The following is a 5,203-nucleotide window of genomic DNA, read 5'->3' as shown; positions in this document are numbered from 1 at the left end:
GATGAACCCGACCGGCTCGGTTCCGGCTTCGCCTTCGGCCCGACCGCGCTGGTGACGCTCGACAGTCTGGAGGCGACCCGGCTGATCCAGCCCGGCAGCATCTATAATGTCCAATATCGCATCCGCATTCCTGCCGGATCAGACCCGCAGGCCGCCATCGCCCGAATCAACGCCGCCTCGCCCGACGCCCGCTGGGAAGTGCGCGACCGCAGCAACGGCGCGCCGGGCGCGCGCCGCTTCCTCGAACGTATGGGGCAATTCCTCGTCCTTGTCGGCCTGACCGCTTTGGTGGTTGCCGGGATCGGCGTCGGCAATGGCGTCACCGGCTATCTGGAGGGGAAACGATCCTCCATCGCCACGCTGAAGGCGCTGGGCGCATCCTCCCGCACCATCTTCCTCACCTATCTGTTCCAGATCCTGCTGGTCGCCGCCGGGGGCATCGCTGCGGGCATCATCGTCGGCGCACTCCTCCCGCCTGTCATCACCGCCGTCGCGGGCGACGCATTGCCGATACCGCCGCGACTCGCCCTCTACCCCGCGCCATTATTGACCAGCGCCGCCTATGGCCTGCTCACGGCACTGCTGTTCGCCGTCATCCCGCTGGCGCAGGCGCGGCGGGTGCGCGCAACCACGCTTTTCCGGGGCGAACTGGAGCCGGTGCGCGGTGCTGGCTGGGCCGTCATCACCGTCGCATTCCTTATCGCATTCGCCATCGCAGGACTGGCCGTATTGACCGCGAAGGAGCCGCGCCTCGCCCTCTGGTTCATCGCCGCCGCCGTTGGCCTGTTGGCGCTGCTGACGCTGGTGGGTGGCGCGGTCCAGCGCCTCGCCGCGCTGCTGCCCCGCCCGCGCCACCCGCTTGCGCGCCTCACCCTTGCGAATCTCCACCGCCCCGGCGCGCAGACCAGCCGCCTCGTCATCGCGCTTGGCCTTGGCCTCTCGCTGTTCGCGACGCTGGCGGTGGTGGAAACCAACCTGTCGGGCCAGATGGCGACCAGCATTCCGAAAAAGGCGCCCAGCTTCTTCGCCATCGACATTCCCTATGACGGCGTTGACCGCTTCCGCCAGATCGTCGATGGCCACGCCCCCGGCGCGGACATTGTGACGGTGCCCTCGCTGCGCGGCCCGGTCGTCGCCGTCCGCGATCAGCGCGTTTCGGACATGAAGAATATCCCCGACGACGCCTGGATCCTGCGCGGTGACCGGGGCCTTACCTATGCCGACACGCTTCCCGCCGGAAACCGCATCGTCGACGGGGCGTGGTGGCCGAAGGATTATGCCGGGCCGCCGCTCGTCTCGGTCGATCTGCGCGCCGCCAAGGCATTGTCGCTGAAGGTCGGCGACATGCTGACCGTCTCCGTGCTCGGCGTCGAAATCCCCGCGCGAATCGCCAGCCTGCGGGAAATCGACTGGGATTCGATGGGCCTCAATTTCGGCATGATCTTCTCGCCCAGCGCTCTGGCGGGCGCGCCGCACAGCTATCTGGCAACGATCACCCTGCCCGATGCGCAGAAGGCCGCCGCCATCGCCACGCAGGAACGCGCCATCAATCGCGACATCGCCCGCGCCTTCCCCTCCGCCTCGCTGATTCGCGTGAAGGAGGTGATCTCCACGCTCGGCGACCTCTTGGGTCAGTTGTCCACCGCCGTCCGCGCCGCCGCCTCGGTCGCGGTCGCCGCCGGAATCGCTGTGCTCGTGGGCGCGATCGCCGCCGCCCGCCGCGCCCGCACCTATGATTCGGTCCTGCTGAAGCTGCTGGGCGCGACCCGGCGTCAGGTGCTGGCGATGCAGGCGATGGAATATGCCGCGCTCGCCTTCATCGTCGCTTTCATCGCCTTCGCCGTGTCGGCCGTGGGCGGCTGGTATGTGGCGGTGCATGTGCTGGGGCTGGAATGGGCGCCGGACTGGACGGTTGTGCTGCTGACGCTGGGAATCGGCGCATTCCTGACGATCGCGCTTGGCCTCATCGGCTCGCTTCCGGTGCTGGCCGCGCGTCCCGCCTCCGCCCTGCGCCAGCTTTGAGGGGCGCATTGCGGGGGCCTGTCGCGATACCGTCTCGCAAAGCGGCCCAAACGCTTGACTTATCCGTCTCCACCCGTCATTAGCGCGCGCTTCGAGTGGTGATCGGTTTTCCGGTCGCCTTCGCACGACATCAACAGGAGTAGTCGCCATGAAGGCGCTAATGAAGACCACCAAGCCGGCGACCCCGGCTACGGTCGAGAAGAAATGGGTTTTGATTGACGCCGAGGGCCTCGTCGTTGGCCGCGCTGCGTCGATCATCGCCAACATTCTGCGCGGCAAGCACAAGCCGAGCTACACGCCCCATGTCGATTGCGGTGACAATGTGATCATCGTCAACGCCGCCAAGGTGAAGTTCACCGGCAAGAAGCTGACCGACAAGGTCTATTACAAGCACACCGGTTATGCCGGCGGCATCAAGGGCGTCACCGCCGGCAAGGTGCTGGAAGGCCGCTTCCCGGAGCGCGTGCTTGAAAAGGCGATTGAGCGCATGATCCCCCGTGGTCCGCTGGGCCGTCAGCAGATGCGCAACCTGCGCGTTTTCGCCGGCGCCGAACACAGCCACGAATCGCAGAACCCAGAAGTGCTCGACCTCGCGTCGCGCAACCGCAAGAACAAGGTCGGTGCCTAATGTCCGATAACCGCCAGTCCCTGTCCGATCTCGCAGAGCTGACCGCAGCCGCGCCTGCCGCCGTCGCCTCCGCGCCGGTTTCGGCCGAAGCCGCCGCGCCCGTCTCGGCCGCACCCTCCGCGCCGCTGCGCCAGCAGGAAATCGACGGTCTCGGCCGCGCCTACGCCACCGGCCGCCGCAAGGACGCCGTGGCCCGCGTGTGGGTGAAGCCCGGCACCGGCAAGATCACGGTCAACGGCCGCGATCAGGAAATCTATTTCGCCCGTCCGACCCTGCGCCTGGTGATCAACCAGCCGTTCGGCGTGACCGAGCGCGAAGGCCAGTATGACGTGATCGCCACCGTCAAGGGCGGCGGTCTTTCGGGTCAGGCCGGCGCGGTCAAGCACGGCATCAGCCAGGCGCTGACCAAGTATGAGCCTGCCCTGCGCAGCGCGGTCAAGGCCGAAGGCTTCCTGACCCGCGACAGCCGCACCGTGGAGCGCAAGAAGTACGGCCGCGCCAAGGCCCGCCGCAGCTTCCAGTTCTCGAAGCGCTAAGCTTCGGCAACAACGATATTTGGGAAGGGGCGGTCTTGCGGGGCCGCCCTTTTCTTTTGGCCTTTTCTTTTTGGAGCAGGAGGTTCCAATGGGCGAACGCTTCGAACGGCACAAACAACCCTGGACCGCCGACGAGATCCAGAAACTCCACACCCTCGCCAAGAAAGGCATGGCATTGAAAGCCATCGCCAAGGCCCTGACCCGCAGTGAGGAATCGACAAAGGCCCGCGCCAAGCAGGACGGCCTCAGCATCGCGAAATTGCGGTAGGCTGCAATATCCCCCGCATTGTGATTGCGTACGGATTTCGGCTCACTTCCGCCGGAATCTGGTGATTATGACTGGTATCGCATATGTAGACAGGGTACGGATTTCATATTTCCCCAGACGACATAACGCGACCGTTTTGAACGTGTAATAATTATATACTTATGCGCGGCCATAAATACCATTATCTATTTATAGTAGTTCTCGCGTACAATTTATAAAACGCGAATAACTTATAATTTCGCCCAAAATGGGTGTATTATTCCTGCGTTTATCTTTGGATATTTAAAAAGTTGCGGATCGGAAATCTCGAATTCCGCTCTTATGTCCAATGATGAGCCTGTCGTGCTCAGTAAGGGTGCGCCGGCGCCAAGGCAGACATTCACTACGCTAAACGCCTTGCGCGGTGTGGCGGCTATCGCTGTCGCGACAATGCACTGGAGAGTGGTTTTCGGGCCGTTTCATGCGTATAGCGGCTATCTCGCGGTTGATCTTTTCTTCTTGCTGAGCGGTTTCGTCGTCGCTTTTTCCTACGACGCCAAACTTCGGGGCGCATGGACCGCGCCGCACTTCCTGGGCATGCGGTTAGTCCGGCTCTATCCCATGTATATATTGGGGGTGTGCATCACGCTCGGCGGGATATTCGCCTTTAACAGCGGTGACAGGATGGAGGCGTCTTTGCCGGAGATCGCCGCGGCCGCCTTCTGCAATGGCCTGATGCTACCGTCATTCTCGATGGGGCAATCCCATGCAGTTTTCCCGCTCAACACGCCGGCCTGGACGCTGTTTCTCGAACTTGCCTGCAATCTGGCCTATGCGCTGCTGCACCGCTTTACCAGCGTCCGTAACCTTCTGCTTTGCGCGGCGCTTTCCGCCGGGGCCTTGGTGGCGATAGCGGTGGAGTATGGCACCATAAACCTCGGTTTCAGCACCGCGACCTTCTTCGTGGGCTTGTTCCGCGTGGGCTTCTCTTTTTCCGCTGGCGTTCTGTTGTGCCGGGCCTATCGGGCGGACCTGCTGCCCACATGGCGCTTGCCGGGGCTGTGCATCCTGTCGATATGCCTGGGCGCCTTGCTCTACCAACCCACGGTCATGCCGTTGTTCGAACTATTTTGTATATTGTTTCTGTTCCCGCTGGTGATCATGGTCAGCGTTCATTCGTCCAGCCATGCCGCCATATCCGATTTTCTCGGCAGCGTATCCTATCCCCTTTATGCGATTCACATGCCTGTGCTGGGCATCATCCTTGTCCTTTTTAAAGGCCAGTCACAGCCTGCATTGGCCATGGTGGCATTCTTCTCCTTACTGGCGCTGGTGCTGTTGAGCAGGGCGCTGGACCAGCAGGTCGACAAGCCGGTCAGAGCCAAATTGTCCGCAGCCTGGCTACGCAACATCGACCGGCCGTCGGGCGTTCCGCGACTGGCATGAACGGAGGGGGCTTCACCCCCCAACCCCTGCAATCGCCTCCGCGCTCCATCCGCCGCCCATCGCCTGATACAGCGCCACCCGCGCCGTCAGCGCGTCGGCCTGCGCCTGGATCAGCGCCAGTTCCGCCCCCAGCAACCCGCGCTGCGCGTCCAGTTGCTCCAGATAGGGCGAATATCCCGCCTTGTAGCGGTTGGTGGCGTAGCGGAACCCCTGCGACAGCGCGTCGCGCTGCGCCGCCAATATCCGCGCCTGCTCGTCCGAATGCTTCGCCGCCGCCAGCGCATCCTCCACCTCGCGGAACGCCGTCAGCGCCGCCTTGCGATA

At 63.5% G+C, this 5,203-nt stretch carries 6 protein-coding genes; 5 read left to right on the top strand and 1 reads right to left on the bottom strand.

Annotation, left to right across the window (positions count from 1 at the left end):
- The 5 genes from BHQ40_RS23990 to BHQ40_RS23970 form a co-directional block, all read left to right on the top strand.
- The coding region (locus BHQ40_RS23990; protein ID WP_070158224.1) for an ABC transporter permease at positions 1-2,022 on the top strand (2,022 nt) is incomplete at its 5' end.
- A 148-nt stretch (positions 2,023-2,170) separates the two neighbouring features.
- A complete protein-coding gene (gene rplM / locus BHQ40_RS23985) occupies positions 2,171-2,650 on the top strand; it encodes a 50S ribosomal protein L13 (RefSeq protein ID WP_083277135.1) in 480 nt (159 codons plus the stop codon).
- On the top strand, positions 2,650-3,186 hold the full coding sequence (gene rpsI, locus BHQ40_RS23980) for a 30S ribosomal protein S9 (RefSeq protein WP_083277134.1): 537 nt from the start codon (positions 2,650-2,652) through the stop codon (positions 3,184-3,186). The genes rplM and rpsI overlap by 1 nt, the downstream gene beginning before the upstream one ends.
- Positions 3,187-3,274: 88 nt before the next feature.
- Entirely contained in the window at positions 3,275-3,454 is a 180-nt protein-coding gene (locus BHQ40_RS23975; protein WP_070158223.1) for a hypothetical protein, read from the top strand.
- Positions 3,455-3,796: 342 nt separating this feature from the next.
- A complete protein-coding gene (locus BHQ40_RS23970) occupies positions 3,797-4,879 on the top strand; it encodes an acyltransferase family protein (RefSeq protein ID WP_171905954.1) in 1,083 nt (360 codons plus the stop codon).
- A gap of 12 nt (positions 4,880-4,891) precedes the next feature.
- Here BHQ40_RS23970 and BHQ40_RS23965 read toward each other — a convergent pair.
- Positions 4,892-5,203, bottom strand: a 312-nt coding sequence (locus tag BHQ40_RS23965; protein ID WP_171905953.1) for a TolC family protein, incomplete at its 5' end; no start/stop codon positions are given.

The sequence above is a fragment of the Sphingobium phenoxybenzoativorans genome (assembly GCF_001757355.1).
Taxonomy (GTDB): domain Bacteria; phylum Pseudomonadota; class Alphaproteobacteria; order Sphingomonadales; family Sphingomonadaceae; genus Sphingobium; species Sphingobium phenoxybenzoativorans.
The sequence above is the reverse complement of the archived record's forward strand: the minus strand, read 5'-3'. Positions and strand labels throughout refer to the sequence as shown.

Excerpts from the sequence above, each read along its gene's own strand:
- rplM (WP_083277135.1), top strand. The coding sequence starts at position 2,171 with ATGAAGGCGCTAATGAAGACCACCAAGCCGGCGACCCCGGCTACGGTC.
- rpsI (WP_083277134.1), top strand. The coding sequence starts at position 2,650 with ATGTCCGATAACCGCCAGTCCCTGTCCGATCTCGCAGAGCTGACCGCA.
- BHQ40_RS23975 (WP_070158223.1), top strand. The coding sequence starts at position 3,275 with ATGGGCGAACGCTTCGAACGGCACAAACAACCCTGGACCGCCGACGAG.